Origin of the sequence: Thermus islandicus DSM 21543, from assembly GCF_000421625.1 — a bacterium.
Taxonomy (GTDB): domain Bacteria; phylum Deinococcota; class Deinococci; order Deinococcales; family Thermaceae; genus Thermus; species Thermus islandicus.
In genome coordinates, this window is record NZ_ATXJ01000003.1 from 149,533 (window position 1) to 168,339 (window position 18,807).

The 18,807-nt window shown below is 69.7% G+C and carries 21 protein-coding genes; 8 read left to right on the plus strand and 13 right to left on the minus strand.

The genetic code is table 11. The features are described 5' to 3' along the window. From H531_RS0104610 to H531_RS0104620, 3 genes are read left to right on the plus strand one after another with little or no spacing between them, the layout of a single operon-like run. A complete protein-coding gene (locus H531_RS0104610; RefSeq protein WP_022798190.1) occupies window positions 1–465 on the plus strand; it encodes a hypothetical protein in 465 nt (154 codons plus the stop codon). A gap of 20 nt (window positions 466–485) precedes the next feature. Next, window positions 486–1,847, plus strand: coding sequence for an FAD-binding oxidoreductase (locus H531_RS0104615; protein WP_022798191.1), 1,362 nt, complete (start codon window positions 486–488; stop codon window positions 1,845–1,847). A 49-nt stretch (window positions 1,848–1,896) separates the two neighbouring features. Further along, a complete protein-coding gene (locus H531_RS0104620) occupies window positions 1,897–2,820 on the plus strand; it encodes a GGDEF domain-containing protein (protein WP_022798192.1) in 924 nt (307 codons plus the stop codon). A 54-nt stretch (window positions 2,821–2,874) separates the two neighbouring features. Here H531_RS0104620 and H531_RS0104625 read toward each other — a convergent pair whose 3' ends face one another. The 10 genes from H531_RS0104625 to H531_RS0104670 form a co-directional block, all read right to left on the minus strand. Then, the gene (locus H531_RS0104625; protein WP_022798193.1) at window positions 2,875–3,954 is read right to left on the minus strand and encodes a prephenate dehydrogenase/arogenate dehydrogenase family protein; all 1,080 of its coding nucleotides are present in this window, start codon (window positions 3,952–3,954) and stop codon (window positions 2,875–2,877) included. Further along, window positions 3,951–4,985, minus strand: a complete 1,035-nt coding sequence (gene aroF / locus H531_RS0104630) for a 3-deoxy-7-phosphoheptulonate synthase (RefSeq protein WP_022798194.1) — start codon at window positions 4,983–4,985, stop codon at window positions 3,951–3,953. Before aroF ends, H531_RS0104625 begins: the two co-directional genes overlap by 4 nt. Before the next feature lie 130 nt (window positions 4,986–5,115). After that, window positions 5,116–5,889 carry a VOC family protein gene (locus H531_RS0104635; protein ID WP_022798195.1) on the minus strand — a complete coding sequence of 258 codons (774 nt, stop codon included), beginning with the start codon at window positions 5,887–5,889 and terminating at the stop codon, window positions 5,116–5,118. Next, on the minus strand, window positions 5,886–6,338 hold the full coding sequence (locus H531_RS0104640) for a DUF6069 family protein (RefSeq protein WP_342664339.1): 453 nt from the start codon (window positions 6,336–6,338) through the stop codon (window positions 5,886–5,888). Before H531_RS0104640 ends, H531_RS0104635 begins: the two co-directional genes overlap by 4 nt. After that, complete coding sequence (locus H531_RS0104645) at window positions 6,236–6,772, minus strand: YceI family protein (RefSeq protein ID WP_022798197.1); 537 nt, start codon at window positions 6,770–6,772, stop codon at window positions 6,236–6,238. The genes H531_RS0104640 and H531_RS0104645 overlap by 103 nt, the downstream gene beginning before the upstream one ends. Before the next feature lie 58 nt (window positions 6,773–6,830). Next, the gene (locus tag H531_RS0104650) at window positions 6,831–7,649 is read right to left on the minus strand and encodes a menaquinone biosynthetic enzyme MqnA/MqnD family protein (RefSeq protein ID WP_022798198.1); all 819 of its coding nucleotides are present in this window, start codon (window positions 7,647–7,649) and stop codon (window positions 6,831–6,833) included. Between the two features lie 8 nt (window positions 7,650–7,657). Further along, entirely contained in the window at window positions 7,658–8,773 is a 1,116-nt protein-coding gene (mqnE, locus tag H531_RS0104655; RefSeq protein ID WP_022798199.1) for an aminofutalosine synthase MqnE, read from the minus strand. A 10-nt stretch (window positions 8,774–8,783) separates the two neighbouring features. Further along, on the minus strand, window positions 8,784–9,449 hold the full coding sequence (locus tag H531_RS0104660) for a hypothetical protein (protein WP_022798200.1): 666 nt from the start codon (window positions 9,447–9,449) through the stop codon (window positions 8,784–8,786). Next, the gene (locus tag H531_RS0104665; protein ID WP_022798201.1) at window positions 9,450–9,887 is read right to left on the minus strand and encodes a YqhA family protein; all 438 of its coding nucleotides are present in this window, start codon (window positions 9,885–9,887) and stop codon (window positions 9,450–9,452) included. After that, a complete protein-coding gene (locus tag H531_RS0104670; RefSeq protein ID WP_022798202.1) occupies window positions 9,884–10,915 on the minus strand; it encodes a substrate-binding domain-containing protein in 1,032 nt (343 codons plus the stop codon). Before H531_RS0104670 ends, H531_RS0104665 begins: the two co-directional genes overlap by 4 nt. Before the next feature lie 30 nt (window positions 10,916–10,945). Between H531_RS0104670 and H531_RS0104675 the strand changes: the two genes are divergently transcribed. The 5 genes from H531_RS0104675 to purD are packed head-to-tail and all read left to right on the plus strand — an operon-like array spanning window position 10,946 to window position 15,371. Beyond that, entirely contained in the window at window positions 10,946–11,536 is a 591-nt protein-coding gene (locus tag H531_RS0104675) for a glycerol-3-phosphate acyltransferase (RefSeq protein ID WP_051130686.1), read from the plus strand. A gap of 9 nt (window positions 11,537–11,545) precedes the next feature. Further along, window positions 11,546–12,340, plus strand: a complete 795-nt coding sequence (locus tag H531_RS0104680) for a fumarylacetoacetate hydrolase family protein (protein ID WP_022798204.1) — start codon at window positions 11,546–11,548, stop codon at window positions 12,338–12,340. Continuing rightward, complete coding sequence (locus H531_RS0104685) at window positions 12,334–13,233, plus strand: MBL fold metallo-hydrolase (RefSeq protein WP_022798205.1); 900 nt, start codon at window positions 12,334–12,336, stop codon at window positions 13,231–13,233. Before H531_RS0104680 ends, H531_RS0104685 begins: the two co-directional genes overlap by 7 nt. Then, window positions 13,234–14,121 carry a phosphoribosylglycinamide formyltransferase gene (gene purN, locus H531_RS0104690; protein ID WP_022798206.1) on the plus strand — a complete coding sequence of 296 codons (888 nt, stop codon included), beginning with the start codon at window positions 13,234–13,236 and terminating at the stop codon, window positions 14,119–14,121. Further along, on the plus strand, window positions 14,118–15,371 hold the full coding sequence (gene purD, locus H531_RS0104695; RefSeq protein ID WP_022798207.1) for a phosphoribosylamine--glycine ligase: 1,254 nt from the start codon (window positions 14,118–14,120) through the stop codon (window positions 15,369–15,371). The genes purN and purD overlap by 4 nt, the downstream gene beginning before the upstream one ends. Here the strand turns inward: purD and H531_RS0104700 are convergent. From H531_RS0104700 to H531_RS0104710, 3 genes are read right to left on the minus strand one after another with little or no spacing between them, the layout of a single operon-like run. After that, a complete protein-coding gene (locus tag H531_RS0104700; protein WP_022798208.1) occupies window positions 15,352–15,933 on the minus strand; it encodes a 3'-5' exonuclease in 582 nt (193 codons plus the stop codon). The two genes, purD and H531_RS0104700, sit on opposite strands and share 20 nt — an antisense overlap. Further along, the gene (locus tag H531_RS12800) at window positions 15,930–17,234 is read right to left on the minus strand and encodes a DUF294 nucleotidyltransferase-like domain-containing protein (RefSeq protein ID WP_022798209.1); all 1,305 of its coding nucleotides are present in this window, start codon (window positions 17,232–17,234) and stop codon (window positions 15,930–15,932) included. Before H531_RS12800 ends, H531_RS0104700 begins: the two co-directional genes overlap by 4 nt. Window positions 17,235–17,268: 34 nt before the next feature. Beyond that, window positions 17,269–18,807: a solute symporter family protein gene (locus H531_RS0104710; protein ID WP_022798210.1), complete on the minus strand. Its 1,539-nt coding sequence runs from the start codon at window positions 18,805–18,807 to the stop codon at window positions 17,269–17,271.

Genomic DNA, 18,807 nt, shown 5'->3' on the forward strand with positions numbered 1-18,807 from the left:
ATGCGTTCCCTGGTTCCCCTCTTGGCCCTGGCCCTTGCGGCCTGCACGGTGACCGTTTCCTTCGTCCCTCCTACCCTCCAGAACCTCTGGACCCAGGACCGGTACTGTACCTACAAGACCACGCGGGTGGACTTCAGCTTTGACTTCTCCGGGGTCCTCACCCGTCTGGACGTCTACCTCCTGGACGACGGCCAGACCCCAGGCCAGGCCCGCCCCGACCAAAAGGTGGCGAGCCTTTCCACCCTTACCCTGGGCCAGGGCCGGGCCACGGGTTACGTGGACGTGACCCCGAGCCAGACCCAGCAGGGCCTGAGCCCCCAGGGGATCATCGTGGAGCCCGTGGGGAACAAGCGCCTCTGGGTGCAGGGCTTCAACGTGAACGCGCCCTCGGAGTTCGTGGGGAGTTCCGTGGTCATGGTCCCCGACAACACAGAGGCCTGCGACCCCCTGAGCACGGCCCCCTGAACCTCTGCTACCCTGAGGGCGTGCCGGCTCGGCCTGGCCTACCCCGTGCGCTTGCCTCCGAGCTCAAGGCCCTCTTCGGCGGGAGGGTCCTCCTCGCTCCGGCGGAGAGGGCCCCCTACCGCTACGACGCCATCTTGATGGGAAAGACCCCCTCCGCCGTGGTCCTTCCGGAGTCCAGGGCAGAGGTGCAGGCCCTCGTGCGCCTGGGCCGGAAGTACGGGGTGCCCCTCGTCCCCCGTGGGGCGGGGAGCGGGCTTTCCGGGGGGTCGGTGCCCCTGGGGGAGGCCATTGTGGTGGCCTTCACCCGCATGGCCCGCCTCGAGGTGGACCCAAAGACCCAGACCGCGTGGGCCGAGCCCGGGGTGACCACGGCCCGGGTCTCGGAGGCGGCGAGGCCCTTTGGCCTCTTTTACCCCCCCGACCCCGCCTCCTACCGTACCAGCACCTTAGGGGGCAACCTGGCGGAGAACGCCGGGGGGCCCCTCTGCTTCAAGTACGGGGTCACGGGAGACTACGTCCTGGAGCTGGAGTGGGTGGACGCCTTGGGGGAGGTCCACCTCGAGGCCCGCGCCGCCTACGATCTCCCGGGCCTTCTCATCGGCTCGGAGGGCACCCTAGGCCTCATCACGGGGGCCAGGCTCAGGCTTCTTCCCCTGCCCAGGCACCGGGCCACCCTCATGGCCCTCTTCCCCGGGGTGGAGGCCCTGGCGGAGGCGGTCTCCAGGGCCATCGCCTCGGGGGCGGTGCCCGCCAGGCTGGAGTTTCTGGACCGCAGTGCGGTGAACGCTGTGGAGGACTACCTGGGCATGGGCCTTCCCCGCGATAGGGCCCTCCTCCTCGCGGAGACGGACGGGGACGACCGGGAGCTCGTGGAGGAGGAGCTTTCCCTGGTGGAGAGGACCGCCTTGGAGCTTGGGGCCGAGGTGCGGAGGGCCCGGGACGAGGGGGAGGCCGAGGCCCTCTGGCGGGCGAGGCGGGCGGTGAGCCCCGCTTTGGGCCGCCTTCGCCCCAAGCGGGTCAACGAGGACATCGCCGTGCCCCGCTCCGCCCTGCCCCAGGTGGTGGGCGAGATTGAGGCCCTGGGGCGGGCCTTCGGGCTCCTCGTGGTCCAGTTCGGCCACATTGGGGACGGGAACCTCCACCCCAACATCCTCTTTGACCCCAGGAGGGAAAACGAGGAAAAGGTGTGGGAGCTTGCCCACGAGATCGCCCGGGTGGCCCTAAGGTACGGGGGCGTCCTTTCCGGGGAGCACGGCATCGGCCTCATGAAGCGCCCCTTTATGGAGGAGGCCCTGGACCCCGGGACCCTTTCCGCCTTGAGGGCCATCAAGGAGGCCCTGGACCCCGGGGGCCTCATGAACCCGGGAAAGGTCCTGCCCTAGCCGGTCGGTTTTCACAGCCCGTTCAAGCCCGTGGACGAAGAATGGTCCCATGGACCGCATGGCCCGCCTCCTCTACGGGGTGGCCTGGCTGGGTTTCCCCTTGGCCATGGCGCTCCAGCTCCTCTACCTGCCCCCAGAGGGGCCCCTTCTCTGGGCCTACGCCCTTTTCGCCCTCCTCTGCCTCGCCGCCCTGAAGCGAGGGCCAAGGGGCGCTCCCAGGCTCTTGGTCCACGCCCTGGGGGCCTACCTCCTCTTTGAGCTCTGGCGCGCCGGGGCCTGGTGGCCCGTGGTGGGCTTCTGGTCCCCGGCCCTCTACCTCCTCGCCGCCTTCGCCCACGCTCCGCCCTGGGCCCTGCGCCTGGGGGGGCTTTGGGCCTTGGCCCTCGCCCTCGCCCCCTTGGCCTACGGGAGGGAGGTGGGCTTCTTCTACGGCCACTTTGCCCTGAGCCAGGCCGTGCTCCTCGCCCTCACCCTCCTCCTTGCCCGCTTCCGGGAGCTTCACGGCCAGGTGCGCTTCTGGCGGGAAAAGGCCCTCACCTGCCCCCTCACCGGACTGCCCAACCGCAGGGCCCTGGAGCGGGAGGCGGCCCGGGTGGACCGGGGGGAGAGGCCCTTCAGCCTGGTCCTTCTGGACCTGGACGACTTCAAGCGGTGGAACGACGAGCGGGGCCACCCCGAGGGGGACCTGCTCCTTAAGGAGGTGGCCCGCTTTTTGGTGGCCCAGGTGCGCCAGGGGGATCTGGTGGGGCGGTGGGGCGGGGAGAAGTTCGCCCTTCTGCTCCCGGCCACCGGGCCCCGGGAGGCCCTGGCCATCGCCCAGCGCCTCCGCCAGGGCCTGAGGGCGCTGGGGATCACGGGCAGCTTCGGGGTGGCCGCCTACCGGGGCGACCTTCAGGACCTCTACCGCCGGGCGGACGAGGCCCTCTACCGGGCCAAGGCCCTGGGCAAGGACCAGGTGGTTCTGGCGGACTGATCCCACCCCTACGCCCGCATGGGGCCCCGGTAGGAAGTCCCCGCGAATGAGGCCTTAGGGCAGGCGGTAACCTGCCTGGACCAAGACCCGCCTTGCCTCCTCCCGCTCCCTTCGGGTGGCGAAGGAGAGGCGGATGGCCCCCGCCGCCTCCCGGATGGTGAGGACCTCGATGTCCTTGATGTTCACCCCGGCCTCGCCAAGGGCGGTGGCGATCCGGGCGATCTCCCCAGGGCGGTCCGGTACCTGGACCACCAGGTCGTGCATCTCAGGCAGCAGGCTCCGACGGACGATGGGAAGGCTGTCCCGCGTGCGTTTGGCCTCCTCGGCCGCCCGGAGGAGGGCCTCCGGGGCCTCGAGAAGCTCCTCAAGCTCCAGGAGGAGGCCCCTGAGCTCCTCTATGGCCCCTTTGAGGGCCTCCTTGTTCTCCACCACCATGTCCCGGCTCATCCTGGGGCTTCCCGAGGCCACCCGGGTGAGGTCGCGGAACCCCCCCGCCGCCAGGAACATGAGGAGGTCCCGGTGGGGGCTTTGCGCCACCATCCGGTTTAGGGCGAGGGCCAGGAGGTAGGGGAGGTGGGAGACCCGGGCCACGAGCTCGTCGTGGAGGAGGGGGGAGACCTCGAGGGGGTAGGCCCCCAGGGCCTCCACGAGCCTCCGGACGCCCTCCCTGGCCTTGGGGCTCGTCCTCTTTGTGGGGGTGAGGACCCAGACGGCGTTCTCCAGGAGCCCGGCGTGGGCGTGCTCCACCCCGGCCTTTTCGCTTCCCGCCATGGGGTGGCCCCCCAGGTAGTGGGGGAGGAGGCCTTCCAGGAGGGCCACCACCTTTCCTTTGACGCTTCCCACGTCGGTCCAGAGGCTCTCGGGGTGGGCGAGGGGGCTTAGCGCTTCCCCTAGGGCGGGCAGGGCCCCCACGGGGGCGGCGAGGACCCCGAGGTCAAGCTCCCCCACCCAGGGGCCGATCTCGGCGTGGACCCGGTCCACTGCCCCCAGGAAGAGGGCCTTCTCCAGGGCACTGGGGTCCTGGTCGTAGGCGTGGACCTCCTCGGCCAGGAAGCGCTCCTTGAGCCCCAGGGCCACGCTCCCCCCCAGGAGGCCCACCCCGAAGACCCCCACCTTGCGAAAGAGGGGCTTCATCCCAGGACGGGGGCGGAAAGGGTCTTGTCCAGGGCCTGGGCCAGGCGCCGGACCCTTTCCATGAGCTCGGCGAACTCCTCCTCGTGGAGCTGCTGGGCAGCGTCGGAAAGGGCCTTTTCCGGTTCGGGGTGGGTTTCCACGATGAGGCCATCCGCTCCGGCGGCAAGCCCCGCCAGGGCCAGGGGGAGGACCCACTCCCTCTTCCCTGCGGGGTGGGAGGGGTCCACCCATACGGGCAGGTGGGTCCAGCTCTTGAGGACGGGTACGGCGGCGACGTCCAGGGTGAAGCGGGTGGCCTTTTCAAAGGTGCGGATCCCCCGTTCCACCAGGATCACCCGCATGTTCCCCCGGGCGAGGATGTACTCCGCGCTCATGAGGAACTCCTCCAGGGTCATGCTCATCCCCCGCTTGAGGAGGACGGGTTTGCCCACCTCACCCACCGCCTGGAGGAGGGCGAAGTTCTGGGCGTTCCTGGCCCCTATCTGAAGGACGTCGGCGTACTCGGCCACGAGCTCCACCTGCTCCGGGGAGAGGACCTCGGTGACAATGGGAAGGCCGGTTTCCTGCCTGGCCTCGGCCAGGATCTTCAGCCCCTCCACGCCCAGGCCCTGGAAGGCGTAGGGGCTCGTCCGGGGCTTGAAGGCCCCACCCCGGAGCATGTGGGCCCCGTGCCGCTTCACGTAGCGGGCGGCCTTCAGGGTCTGCTCCCGGGACTCCACCCCGCAGGGGCCTGCCGCCACCAGGATGTGGCCGCCCCCCGTCTTCCCGGTGGGGAAGTCCAAGACGGTGGGGAAGGGCTGGACCTCGAGGCTTGCGAGCTTCCAAGGCTTGGAGATGGGGATGACCTCGGCCACCCCCGGCAAAGCCCGGAAGTGCTCCATGAGCTCGGGGGTGGGTCCCCGGCCGATGGCCCCCACCAGGGTGGTCTCCACCCCCTGGGAGATGTGGGGCCGGTAGCCCACCTTCTCAATTTCCCGGACGACCTCTTGAAGCTCCGCCTCCGTGTACCCCCGCTTCATCACGATCAGCATGGCTTCCCTCCCAAAACTGTGGGCGCCCCCTTTTTGGGGGCGCCCTTTAGGGTGAAGGCCTACGCAGGCCAAAGGGCGCCCCCGGCGGGATAATAAAAGCCGAACGGGCGCCCCCAGCTCCGCATAGTTGCTACAAGCTTAGGCCGAGGGGGCCATCTTCGTCAAGCACCTCCACCCTCGCCCCCACGGGATCCCGGAAGGTGCCCTTGGGCACGCCCTTTGGGGCGAGGAGGGCGTAGCCCAAAAGCCCCGTGGCCCCTTGGGGGGCCAGGCGCCTCCCGGCCCAGGTGTTCGCCCCCATGTGGTGGTGGTACCCGTCCCAGGCGAAGAAGAGGGCCCCGGGGTAGGTGCGCAGGGTGACGGCCATCTTAAGCTTCCCGGCGAAGAAGGCCTCGGCCTCGGCAAGGTCCCTGACGTGCAGGTGGAGGTGGCCCAGGAGGGTTTCCGGGGGAAGGGGGGCGGGCTTAGGGTTCTCGGCGAGGAGGCTTTCCAGGTCCAAGGGGGCGGTGAACATTAGGGGGTCCTCTGGCCACTCCCCTCGGGCGCGGTCCCGGTAGAGCTCCAGGCCGTTGCCCTCCGGGTCGCGGAAGTAGAGGGCCTCGGAGACCCCGTGGTCCGCGGCCCCCTCAAACCGGGCCCCCGCCTGCAGAAGCCTGCGGAAGACCCCGGCCAGGCTCTTGCGGTCGGGCAGGAGGAGGGCGAAGTGGTAGAGGCCCACCGAGGGATAGGGGCGGAGGGGAGCCTCAGGGTCGTGGATGAGATCCAGAAAAAAGCCGCGGTCCTCCGGGTAGAGGCGATAGCGGGGCGGCCTGGCCTCTTCCTTAAGGCCCAGCAGGTCGCGGTAGAAGGCCCGGTGGGCCTCGAGGTCCCGCACCCTGAGGGCGAGGCCGAGAAGCCGCCTCACGGCCGTATCTCCCCCTCCATCCTCCTCAGGCCCCAAAGGTAGGCCCCCACCGGAGGCACGTGGAGGAGGAGCAGGGCGGCCCGGGTATCGGGGCGCGGGGCGGCGACAACGGGTGGGGGAAGCAGGAAGGCCAGGCCCACGAAGAGGGAAAAGGCCCGGGGATTCCGCCTCCGCAGGGGGAGGTAGAGGGCGAACCCGAGGAGCATGGGCACCGCCGTGAACAGGACCACCGAGGCCAGGTTCACCTCCTGCGGGGCCTGCCCCGGAGGCACCACCCGGAAGGGCACCCCTAGGGCCCGGGCCAGGCCGTAGAGGGAGGCGTTGGCCAGGAGGGGCCGAGCCCCATCTAGACCCCCACGGCCTCCTTCGCCGCCACCAGCTCCGTGTCCACGCTGAAGCGCACCTCCTCGCCCACGAGAAGCCCCCCGGTCTCCAGGGGCATGTTCCAGGTGAGGCCGAAGTCCTTGCGGTTCAGCTTTCCCTCAAAGTGGGCGGCGATCCTCTCGTTGCCCCAGGGGTCCTTGGCCGGGCCGTGGGTTTCCACCTCAAAGACCAGGGGCCGGGTCACGCCCCGGAGGGTGACCTCCCCTTCTACCCGGTAACGGCCCTCCCCCAGGGGGGTGATCCTCTCGCTCTTGAACACGATCTCCGGATGGTGGGCCACGTCCAGGAAGTCCGGGGAGCGGAGGTGGTTGTCCCGGTCGGCCACGCCGGTGTGGATGCTGGCCGCGTCCAGGCGGGCCTCCACCCGGAGGGGCCTACCCTCTTCGTCCGTCTCCACGTACCCTTCCTTGAGGTTGATTGTCCCCTTCACCGTGGCGATCATCATATGCCGCACGGCGAACTCCACGCTGGTGTGGGCGGGATCCAGGTTCCAACGCATGGTTGCCCTCCTTGGGCCCTCGGGCCCAGGGCTACAATAACTCAAGCGCTATGTTATGTCAATCGCTATGAGGATAGTAACATGGGCGGAAGCCCAGCCCCAGGGCCTGGGCGAAGGCCTTGAGGCCGAGGCGGTCGGGCTCCTCCAGGTGGTAGCGGAAGTTCCAGAGGTAGTGCAGGAGGAGGGCGGGGTGGACCCCGAGGCGGCGGGCCTCGGCCTGGGCCACCTCCTCCAGGCGGCCGATCCCCTGGGCCCGGGCCCTTCTTAAGGCCTCCACCACCCCCTGGGGCGGCGGCTTGTCCTTGGGGTAGGCCCAGACGGCGAAGACGAAGGGGAGGTGGGTTCTGCGGAACCAGGCCATGGCCAGGTCTGTGACCTGGACCTCCCCGAAGCGGGTGGGGAGGGCATGAGGGGTTTCGGGGACCGCCTCGAGGAGGCCCGCGTAGGCCTGGATGGCCCGGTCCCCGATGAGGAGGACGCCGTCGTAGGCCTCCAAAAGCTCCAGCCCCCCCTGGACCCGGGCGTAGGCGGGCCCCGCCCCGGCCTCCTCCAGGAGGAGGCGGAGCAAGGCCACGCTGGTGGCGCTCTCTGTGGTCAGGGCCACCCGCCTGAGGGCCTCGAGGGGCTTTTTATGGAATAGAGTCACCGAATACACCGGTCCGAGGACGGCCACGGAGAAGTCGGGGAGGAGGCCCAAGCCCTCCTGGTGGCGCAGGTAGAAGTGGCTGGAGGCCAGGGAAAGCCCCACCTCCCCGGTGAGGAGCATGCGGTTGAGCCCCGTGGGGGGGGCGCGGACCACCCGGAAGCCCTCGGCCTTCAGGAAGTGGACCAGGGGGGCGACGTTGGCGTAGGGGGGAAAGCCTACGGCGTAGGCCACGGCTCCGCCTAGGCCACGGCGTCCCAAACCCGCACCTCCCGGTAGAGGGCGTCCCGCTCCACCGGGAGGCGGCCCGCCTTCCGGATGATCCGGGCCAGGGCCTCCTTGGTCAGGCCCTGGGGCGTGGGGCTTCCCGCCATGTGGACGATCCTCTCCTCTATGAGGGTGCCGTCGATGTCCGTGACCCCCCAGTCCAGGGAGACCTGGGCGAGTTCAGGGGTCAGGGTGGCCCAGTAGCCCTTGATGTGGGGGAAGTTGTCCAGGTAGAGGCGGGCCACGGCCAGGTTCCTGAGGTCGTCCAACCCCGTGGTGAACTCCCTTTTGCCGAGCTCCCGGGCGAGCTGGTTCCCGTCGGGCTGGAAGGCCAGGGGGATGAAGCTCATGAAGCCCCCTGTTTCGTCCTGGAGCCGCCTTAGACGCTCCATGTGGTCCAGGCGCTCCTCGAGGGTCTCTATGTGCCCGTAGAGCATGGTGGCGTTGGTGGGGAGGCCGAGCTCGTGGGCGGTGCGGTGGACCTCAAGCCACCCCTCCGCCGAGACCTTGGCCCGGGCAATCCTCCGCCGCACCCTCTCGGCGAAGATCTCCGCCCCGCCCCCCGGCATGGCGTCCAGGCCCGCTTCCTTGAGGGCCATGAGCACCTCCCGGTAGGGGAGGCGGGCGATCTTGGAAAAGTGGTGGATCTCCGCTGCGGTCCAGGCCTTGACCTGGACGCCGGGGAAGCTCTCCTTCAGGGCCCGCACCAGGTCCAGGTAGTACTGGAAGGGCCTTTTGGGGTGGTGGCCTGCCGTGAGGTGGATCTCCGTGAGGCCGGGCTGGTAGCGCTCCCGCACCCAGGCCACCACCTCCTCCACGTCAAAGTCCCAAGCCCCCTCCTCTCCGAAGCGCCGCTGGAAGGCGCAGAAGGTGCACCCCACGTAGCAGATGTTGGTCTGGGAAACCCGTATGGAGTGGACGAAATAGGTTTTGTGGCCGTGTTTCCTCTCCCGCACCAGGTTGGCGAGGCGCATGAGGGCGGGAAGGTCCCGGGTCTCGTAGAGCACGAGCCCGTCCTCAAAGGAAAGCCTTTTCCCCTCCTGCACCTTTTCGGCGATGGGCAGGAGGCGGGGGTCCCGGATCCCTCTCACGCCCCGGAGTCTACTCCCCGGCAAAGCGCCTGACCAGGGCCTCCACCTCTTTCCTCCGCCCCCCTACGCTTCTCTCGGGGAGGAGGTTCCTGAGGTAGCGGTCGGTGAGGAGCAGGTCCACGTAGGGGTAGACGGTGGCGGCCATGACCGCGTCCAGGAGGTCGGAGGGGCGGGGCTTCCTGGTGGGGTCCGAGGCCATCCGGGCAAGGAGGCGGGCAAGGAGGCGGGTGAAGGGGACCTCCTTGAGCCCGGTCCGGGCCCGGACCTCCCTTAGGGCGGCCTCGAGGGCCTCCCCGTAGGAGAGCCCCCTCAAGCCCTCCAAGAGGCCCTGGAAGGGGGAGAGGTCGGCGGGCACTTCCCACGCCTCTCCCCGGAAGAGAAGGTCCTCCCGGAAAAGCCCCCGCTCCTGCCTAAGGGCCACCTCCTGCCAGGGCCGGACCCAGTAGCCCCCCGAGAGGGCGGCGAACACCTCCTTTAAGGCCGGGAGGAGGTAGCCCGCCTTGGCCTCGAGGCCCCGTTGGGGGAAGAGGGTTTCCAGGACGTGAAAGGGGCTAGGCGGGGCCAAGGCTTTGCCCTGCATGGCCTTTAGGAGCTTCCCGAAGGCCTCGTGCCCCTTTTGGCCCAGGAGGTGCTTGGCCATGCGGCTGGCGTAGTTCTGGTCCAGGTAGACGAGCACCTAGTCCTTGGCGAGCCAGAGGGCGGCGGAGAGGAGGGCCACGCCCCCGGCGAAGAGGAGCAGGTCCAGGGCGGTTTCGGGCTTGAAGGCCAGGGCCTGTTCAAAGAACTTCACCACCAGGACCATGACGATCACCTGGCCCAGTTTGGCCTTCAGGTCCCCGAGGCTTCCCACCGCTAAGGCGTTCCCTGGGGGCAGGTCCAGCTTCCGCACGAAGAGCTCAAAGAGCCCCAGGCTGAAGAGGAGGAAGACGGCGGAGAGGAGGGCCAGATCCACCGCCCCCACGAGCCGGGGTAGGGCCTTCCCCAAAGGCTCCCCCCAGGCGGCCCAGGCCTCGGCCAGGGCGCGGTAGGCGAAGTAGGCCGAGCCCAGGAAAAGCCCCACCACCGGGAGGAGGACGACGAACCTTAAGGGGAGGAGGAAGGCCTCCGGCCTCATGGCACGTAGAGGGCGGCGGGTGGGGTGCCGGTGGAGGCCCGCTCCACCAGCACGGGCTCAAACCGCACCTCCCGGGGCGGGCCCTGGTAGCCTCGCATCCTTTCCAGGAGGAGCTGGGCGGCCCTCGCCCCCATGGCCTCCACCGGCTGGGCGATGGTGGAAAGCCCCACCTCTTCCGCAAAGGGGTGGCCGTCAAACCCCAGGACCCGCACCTCCGTGCCCAGGGTAAGGCCCAGGCGCTCCGCTTCCTCCAGAACCCCGAGGGCCACCTGGTCCGCCCCGGCGAAGATGTTGAGAGGGGGAGAGGCCTTCTCCAGGAAGTGCCGTAGGGCCAGGCGGCCCCCTTCCGGCGAAAGGCGGGTCACGTAGAGCTGTTCCTCGGAGAAGGGGCGGCCTGCCGCCCTTAGGGCCTCTTGGAAGCCCGCCATCCGTTCGGCGAAGACCGTGTGGCGGAAGGCCCGGTCCGGTTCTTCCTCCACCTTGATGGCGAAGACGGTCCCGGGGTAGCGGGCCAGGTACGCCCCGGCCAGCCTCCCCCCCAGGGCGTTGTCCAGATACACGGAGTCGTACCGGGGGTTTTTGGCGTCCACCAGGACCACCGGCCGGTCCGTGGGCAGGCGCCCCTCCTCGAAGTGCTCCGTCAGGTCGTAGGAGGCCAGGATGAGGCCATCGGTGAGGTAGGCTAGGGTGGTGCTCTCCAGGTACCGCCTGAGCCGGGCCTGGGAGAGGATGGGGAAGAGGGCCAGGTCGTAGCGCTTCTCCAACAAGACGCTCTCTATGCCCTCCACAAGCCGGCGGTAGAACTCCGTGGCCACGAAGGGTAGGAGGGCGCTCACGGTGTAGCTGCGGCCCCCGGCGATGCGGCGGGCGTGGGGGTTGGGGGTGTAACCCAGCTCCTCCACCGCCCGAAGAACCCTCGCCCGGGTCTCTGGGCGCACCGAGGGGTGGTTGTTCAAAACCCGGCTCACGGTCCCCAGGCCCACCCCGGCCCGGGCGGCCACCTCGTGGATGGTCGGTTTCTTTTTCATGGCCCTTCGGTCCCCTTGTGGAAGCGCTTCATGGAAACTTCCACCCTCAGGATAGGCCAAGGCGCGGCCTTTTGCAAGAATGGGGGCGTGGAATGGATCCTCCTGGCCTACCTCCTGGGCTCCTTGGTCGGGGGGCTTCTCCTCTTCCCCGAGGTGCGGGAGTGCGACCTCCCAGGGGGTTCGGGGGTCTACCGCAGGAAGGGCCCTTGGGCGGCCCTCCTGGTGGTGCTCTGGGACGTGGGCAAGGGGGTTCTGGCCGCGCTTCTCACCCCCCTTGCCTGGCGTCCCCTGGCGGCGGGGGCGGTGGTGGCGGGACACACCTGGCCCCTCTTCTTCCGCTTTCGGGGCGGGGGGGGTATCGCCCCTTCCCTGGGCTACTTCCTGGCCTGGTTTCCCCGGGAGACCCTCCTGGCCACCGGCCTGGGCCTCCTCGTGGCCGGCCTTTACCATTTCCTCTATTGGGGAAGGCGGCAAAAGGGCATCTACCCCATCCCCTTCGGCGCTCTTTTCGGCTACCTGGCCCTTTGCCTCCTGGTCCCCGGCGAGGGGCGGCTTGGGGCCTTGCTGGCCGCAGGGGTGGTGGGGGTGCGGGGCCTGCAAATCCTTCGGGGAAGGTGGTAGCTTTAGGGCATGAAGATCCTGCGCTTCAACGGCGGGAGATGGGGCGTCCTGGAGGGGGAGATGGTCTTGGAGACGGACGGCCCCGGCGGAAACCCCACGGGCAGAAGGTATGACCTGGCCTCCCTTCGCCTGCTCCCCCCGGCCACGCCCACCAAGATCGTCTGCGTGGGGCGGAACTACCGGGAGCACATCAAGGAGATGGGCCACGACTTCGGCGAGGACCTGCCCAAGGAGCCAGGCCTCTTTCTGAAGGCCCCCAATACCCTGGCCCACCCGGGCAATCCCATGGACCCCTGGAACACCGCAGAGCCCGTTCCCTACCCCTTCTTCACCGAGGAGCTCCACTACGAGGGGGAGCTTGCGGTGGTGGTGGGGGACCGGCTCCGGAACGTCCCTCCGGAGAAGGCCCTGGACCACGTCCTGGGCTACACCATTGCCGTGGACCTTACCGCCCGGGATGCCCAGAGGAAGGACCTGCAGTGGGTGCGGGCCAAGAGCGCGGACAAGTTCCTGCCCCTGGGCCCTTGGATTGAAACCGACCTGGAGCCGCAGAACACCTGGGTCCGCACCTACGTGAACGACGAGCTACGCCAGGAGGGGCACACCTCGCAGATGATCTTCAGCGTGGCGGAGATCCTCGCCTACATCTCCAGTTTCATGACCCTCGAGCCCCTGGACGTGGTCCTCACGGGAACCCCTTCCGGGGTGGGGGCCCTCTCCCCCGGGGACCGGGTGGAGGTGGCCGTGGAGGGCATCGGTACCCTCCACACCCGCATCGGGCCCAAGGAGGAAAGGCCGTGGTGAGGGTTCTGGACCTGCGCTTCCAGGGGGTGGAGCGGGTCATCGCCAGCTTCCTCCTAAGGTCCCGGGAGGGGCCCATTCTCATAGAGACCGGGCCGGAGAGCACCTATCCCCGCCTCGAGGCGGCCCTGAAGGCGGAAGGGGTCCTTCCCGAGGAGGTGCGCCACGTCTTCGTGACCCACATCCACCTGGACCACGCGGGGGCCGCCTGGCGCTTCGCCGCGCAGGGGGCTACGGTCTACGTCCACCCCAAGGGGGCTCCCCACCTGGTGGACCCCTCGAGGCTCCTCGCCTCCGCCGAGAGGATCTACGGGGACGGGCTCAGGGCCCTCTGGGGCGAGGTGCGGGGGATCCCTGAGGAGAGGGTGCGGGCCCTGGCCGACGGGGAGCGGGTCAGGTTCGGAGACGTAGAGGTCCAGGCTGTGGAGACGCTAGGCCATGCCGTGCACCACCACGCCTACCGGGTGGGGGAGGTGCTCTTCACCGGGGATATCGCCGGGGTGCGCATCGCCCCGGGCCCTGTCCTTCCCCCCACCCCGCCTCCCGACATCCACCTGGAGAGCTGGTACGCTTCCTTGGACCGAATCCGGGTCCTTCGCCCCCGTGCCCTTTACCTTACCCACTTCGGGGCCTATGAGGATGTGGAGGCCCACCTTTCCGCCCTGCGCCTGTTGCTGGAGGAGTGGGCAGGCTGGACCCTCGCCCGGCTTAGGGAGGGGTTGGACCTGGAAGCCATGACCCAGCGCTTTGAGGCCTACTGGCGGGAGGCCCTGCGCCGGGCGGGGGTAGGGGAGGAGGGGATGCGCCTTTATGGGCTGGCCGATCCTCCCTTCATGAACCTCCAGGGCCTGGTGCGCTACTGGCAGAAGCACCACCCTGAGGCCTTGGGAGGCTAGATGGGGCCCTTTCCCCTGGGCCGCCCGGCCCGATTGGCCGTCTTCGCCTCGGGCCGGGGGACGAACCTCGAGGCCCTCCTCGAGGCCTTCCCCAAGGGGCACCCTCTGGGGGAGGTGGTTCTGGTCCTCTCCGACAACCCCGAGGCCTACGCCCTGGAACGGGCCAGGAGGCGCGGGGTAGAGGCCGTGGCCCTTCCCTGGCAGGGACGGCGGGCCTTTGAGGGGGAGGCCTTGGCCCTCCTGGAGGCGCGGCGGGTGGACCTCGTCCTCCTCGCGGGGTTCATGCGCCTCCTTTCTGCCCAGTTCGTGGGGGTCTGGTACGGCCGCCTCCTCAACCTCCACCCCTCCCTTCTCCCCGACTACCCCGGGCTTCGGGTCCACGAGCGGGTCCTCGCCGCGGGGGAGCGGCAGACGGGCTCCACGGTCCACTTCGTAGACCAGGGCATGGACACCGGCCCCATCCTCCTCCAGGGGCGGGTGCCCGTCCTCCCCGGGGACACGCCGGAGACCCTGGAGGCCCGGGTCCTGCGCCTGGAGCACCGCCTCTACCCCAAGGCGGTCCGCCTCCTCCTCCGGGGGCTTGCCTTTCCCCCGCCTTCCGACCTAAAAGGGAGGCTTGGGGAGGAGGCCGCCGGAGCCTTCCTAGCCCTCTCCCCCCGGGACAAGCCCCTCTACCTTCGGGCCTGGGCCCTCCTCCGGGCCTGGGGGCGGGAGGACCTGGTCCCCGCCGCCTTTCTGGGGCGGGCGGGGGTCTGGGGGCGGGCCGCCTTCCTCGCCGCCCACCTCCTTGCCGGGGCCGACCCGGTCCTCCGGGAGGAGGTGGCGACGCTTCCCCCGGAGGTGCGGGCCCGGGTGGAGGGGGCCTTGCGGGTAGAATCCTCGCCATGAGGGTCCTGGTGGTGGGAAGCGGGGGCCGGGAGCACGCCCTCCTTTGGAAGGCGGCCCAAAGCCCCCTGGTGAAGCGGCTCTACGCCGCCCCCGGCAACGCCGGCATGGAGGCCTTGGCCGAGCTCGTCCCTTGGGGCGGGGATGTGGAGGCCTTGGCGGAGTGGGCCTTCTCCGAAGGCATTGACCTTGCCCTGGTGGGCCCCGAGGCCCCCCTGGTGGAGGGGATCGCCGACGCCTTCTTGGAGCGGGGCCTCCTGGTCTTCGGCCCTACGCAGAAGGCCGCCATGATTGAGGGCTCCAAGGCCTTTGCCAAGGGCCTCATGGAGCGGTACGGCATCCCCACGGCGCGCTACCGGGTGTTCCAGGAGCCTTTGGAGGCCCTGGAGTACCTCGAGGCCGTGGGGGTGCCGGTGGTGGTCAAGGACTCTGGGCTCGCCGCGGGGAAGGGGGTCACGGTGGCCTTTGACCTCCACACGGCCAAGCAGGCGGTGGCCAACATCCTGAACCGGGCCGAGGGGGGAGAGGTGGTGATAGAGGAGTACCTGGAGGGCGAGGAGGCTACCGTCTTGGCCTTGACCGATGGGGAAGAGATCCTTCCCCTTCTCCCTTCCCAGGACCATAAGCGGCTTTTGGACGGGGACCAGGGCCCCATGACGGGGGGGATGGGGGCGGTGGCCCCCTACCCCATGCCCCCTGAGACCCTTAAGCGCGTGGAGGAGGAGATCCTTAGGCCTCTCCTGAGGGGTCTGAGGGCCGAGGGGGTGGTCTACCGGGGCGTGGTGTACGCCGGCCTCATGCTCACCCGGGAGGGCCCCAAGGTGCTGGAGTTCAACGCCCGCTTTGGCGACCCTGAGGCCCAGGCCGTCCTGCCCCTTTTGGAAAGCGACCTGGTGGAGCTCGCCCTTAAGGTGGCCGAGGGACGGCTTGCGGGGACGAGGCTTTCCTGGAAGGAGGGGGCCGCGGCCTGCGTGGTCCTGGCCGCCCCGGGCTACCCCGAAAGCCCCAGGAAGGGGATCCCCCTAGAGGTGCCCGAGCCCCCGGAGGGGGTTCTGGTCTTCCACGCCGGGACGAGGCGGGAGGCGGGGAGGCTCGTGAGCGCCGGGGGGCGGGTCCTGAATGTGGTGGGTCTGGGGCGGGACCTGGGAGAGGCCCTGGAGCGGGCCTACCGCTTCATCCCCGAGGTCCATTTCCCCGGGGTGGTCTACCGCAGGGACATCGGCTATAGGGCCCTCAGAGGCTCCAGGGCCTGAGCCCCTCCGCCGCCCGCCGTTCCGCCAGGCGCGCCCCCTCGAGGGTGCGCACCCCCGCCGCCTCCAGAAGGGGGAGGAGGTGGCGGAAGACCTCGGCCACCAGCCGGGCGTCCCCGAGGGCGGTGTGCCGCCCCAGGAGGGGGATCCCGAAGCGCGCCGCCAGGGCCTCGAGGCGGGGGTCGGCGCCGGGGAGGAGGAAGCGGGCGAGGAGGTAGGTGTCCAGGAGGGGGAACCTCTTAAGGGCCGGAAGGAAGGCCAGGTCCACGTGGGCCTGGTGGGCGAGGAGGACCGTGCCCTGGAGGAAGGCGAGGAAGGGGGGGAGGGCCTCCTTCAGGGTGGGCCTGCCCTTCAAGGCCTCGCGGCTCAGGCCGTGGAGGGCCTGGGCTTCCCTCCTCACGGGGCGGCCCGGGTCCAGGAGGAGCTCCAGCTCCGGCCCGAGCCTTCCTCCCACCAGCCGCACCGCCCCCAGGGCCACGGGCCGGTCCCGGGTGGGGTCCAAGCCGGTGGCCTCCAGGTCTATGGCGGTATAGGCGAGGGCCTCGAGGGGCGTCTTGGGGCTCATCTGAGGCCAAAGCGCAGGCGCAGGTGCCCTTGGGCCGTCCGCACCGCCCGGAAGGCCTCCAGGGCCCGGCGCCTCTCCAGGGGGGAAAGGGCCTTGGGGGAGAGGGCCCCTTGCCCCTTGAGCTCTGCCCGGAGCCTGAGGCGGAAGAAGAGGCCGAACCCTTCCCCCAGGAGCTCGGCCATCTCTGCGCTCAGGGCCCCCTTCCCGGAGGCCGCCTTCAGCCGGTCCAGGGTGTGCCGTTCGGGGCTTCCGGTGTAGACGGCGTAGAAGCGGGCCAGGAGCACGATGGGGAAGAGGCCGTGCCGCTTGGGCTCCAGGGAGGGGGGCAGGCGCCCGAAGGGGGTGGAGGGCGGGGGGAAGGCCAGGGCGGAGCGGGCCAGGTGGTGGAGGAAGACCCCCTTTTGTGCCTGGGCGAGGAGCTCGGCCTCGAGGGGCCTCAGGTCCAACTCCCCACCTACCTGGCGTAGGTCCAGGAAGGTCTGGGCCTTGAGGAGGGCCTCAGGCTCGGGGGCTTCGGTCCAGCCTCGCATGGCCCTCCGGAAACCCTCGAGGCTCATGTGGAGGCGGGTGGCCATGTAGCCCCCAGGACAGGGGGGAAACCCGGCTTCCAAGAGCCCCCCCACCACCCGTTCGGCCAGGGCCTCAAAGTAGGGTTCATGCCCCTCCTCGGCGTAGAGGAGGGCGTTGTCCTGGTCCGTGAGGAGGGCCTGCTCCCGCCTCCCCTCGGAGCCCAGAACCAGAAAGGCGTAGGGGGTGGGGGGCGGGCCCAGGGTCCTTTCCGCCTCGGCCAACAGCCTCCGTACCAGGGCGTCGTTGAGGCCCGCCACCAGCCGGCCGATCTCCAGGGCCCCCGCCCCCGCCTCCAGGAGGCTTTGCACGAGCCCGGCCACCTCCCTGGCGTAGCCCTCCAGGACCAGGCCCTCAATGCGCCGGAGGAGGAGGAGGGGGAGTTGGGCCTCCTGCCGCACCAGATCGGTGTGGGTCACCATCCCCACCACCTTCCCCCCCTCCAGGAGGGCCAGGTGGTGGATCCCCCGCTCCACCATGAAGGCCACCGCCTCGAGGAGGGGCGTCGTTCGGGGGAGGGCGAGGAGGGGAAAGGAGGCGGCCTCGGCCAGGGGCGCCTCCAGGGGCCTGCCCTCCGCCACCCACCGCCTCAGGTCCCGGTCGGTGAAGATGCCCGGGGGGTCTCCCTCCACCAGGAGGCTGGAGACCCCGTGGGCCTGCATCCGGGCCGCCGCCTCCCGCACGCTCAGGCTCCTCGGAGCCCAAAGGGGAGCGCGGGTGGCCAGGGCCCCCACGGGGAGGAAGGCCCCGGCCCCCGGCGCCCCTTCCCTAGTCCCCTCCGCCCAGGTGGAGGCGACGTTCCACCTCCAGGTACTTCTCCTCGGCCTCCTTCTCCTGGGTGACCAAGGAGACGAGCCAGCCCGCCAGGAAGCCCAGGGGGATGGAGACGATCCCCGGGTTCTTCAAGGGGAAGATGGGGGCGGCGTTCTTGAGGATGTCCACCTGGACGGTGGGGGAGAGGTAGATGAGAACCACGGCGGAGAGGGTTCCCACCAGGATGGCCGCCACCGCTCCGGCGGTGGTGAAGCCTCTCCAGAAGACCGAGTAGACGATGGCGGGCAGGTTGCCGCTTGCGGCGATGGCAAAGGCCAGGCCCACGGTGAAGGCCACGTTTTGCCCCTTAAACACAATCCCGAGCAGGATGGCCAGGGCGCCCAGGAGAAGGGTGGCGATCCGGGCGACCCGGAGCTGCTCCGTCTCCGGGGCGTGGCCCCCGCGGATCACGTTGACCCAGAGGTCGTGGGAGAGGGCGGCGGCCCCGGAGAGGGTGAGGCCGGCCACCACGGCCAGGATGGTGGCGAAGGCCACCGCGGCGATGAAGCCCAGGAAGGGCGTTCCCCCAAGGACCTCGGCCAGGAGGGGGGCGGCCATGTTCCCCCCCTTGTCAATGGCCTTGATGGGATCGGGCCCCACGAGGACCATGGCCCCGAAGCCGATCACGAAGGTGAGGAGGTAGAAGAACCCGATGAAGAGCGTGGCCCAGGTGACCGAGGTCCGGGCGGCCTTGGCGTCGGGGACGGTGTAGAAGCGCATAAGGATGTGGGGTAGGCCCGCGGTGCCCAGCATGAGGGCAAGCCCCAGGGAGACGGTGTCTATGGGATTGGCTACCAACTTGCCCGGGGCGAGCACCTGGTCCCCGTACTTGAGGGCCGCCTCATGGAAGAGGGCGATGGGGTTGAGGCCAAAGCGGGCGAGGACCAAAAGGGCGAGGAGGAAGGCCCCACCCAGGAGGAGGACGGCCTTGACGATCTGCACCCAGGTGGTGGCCACCATGCCCCCAAAGAGGACGTAAAGGATCATCACCACCCCCACGAGGACGACGGCAGCCTCGTAGGGGATGCCGAAGAGGAGCTTGATCAGGTTGCCCGCCCCCACCATCTGGGCGATGAGGTAGAGGGCCACCACCGTCAGGGTGCTGATGGCGGCAGCGCTCCGCACCGGCACCTGGCGCAGGCGGTAGGCCACCACGTCGGCGAAGGTGTACTTGCCCAGGTTGCGGAGGGGCTCGGCGATGAGGAACATGACCACCGGCCAGCCCACCAGAAAGCCGATGGAGTAGAGGAGGCCGTCAAACCCCGAGAGGGCCACGAGCCCGGCGATGCCGAGGAAGCTCGCTGCCGACATGTAGTCCCCGGCCAGGGCCAGGCCGTTTTGGAACCCGGTGATGCTCCGCCCGGCGGCGTAGAAGTGCTCCGTGGTCTTGGTCCTCTTCGCCGCCCAGTAGGTGATCCCTAGGGTGAGGGCGATGAAGAGGAAGAAGAAGAGGATGGAAACGGGGTTGGGTTGGCCAAGCGCGGTCGTGGGCAT